Raw genomic sequence first — 265 nt, 5'->3', positions numbered from 1 at the left:
AACGCAAGCGTCGTCGGCGCATCGTCCGGCAGCGTGTCGATCAACGCGGGCAAGGACGCGACGATTACCGGTAGTACTGTGGTCGCCGGCCAAAACCTCGACGTGATCGGCCAGAACGTCGTCGTGAATTCGGCCTATGACACGTACAACGACGCGCAATCGCAGCACTTCAGCCAATCGGGCCTGAGCGTCGGCGTGAACGGCGGTGTGGTGGGGCTCGCTCGGTCGATGGCGAGCACGGTTCGTCAGGGCGTACAGTCCGGCG

At 64.2% G+C, this 265-nt stretch carries 1 protein-coding gene; it reads left to right on the top strand.

Going from position 1 to position 265, the window contains the following annotated elements:
* Positions 1-265: hemagglutinin repeat-containing protein (locus SB771_RS34940; protein ID WP_410722034.1), on the top strand; the 265-nt coding region annotated here is incomplete at both ends.

The sequence above is a fragment of the Burkholderia sp. SIMBA_051 genome, from assembly GCF_046534915.1.
GTDB classification, from domain to species: domain Bacteria; phylum Pseudomonadota; class Gammaproteobacteria; order Burkholderiales; family Burkholderiaceae; genus Burkholderia; species Burkholderia ambifaria.
This window is presented reverse-complemented; position numbering and strand designations above follow the sequence as displayed.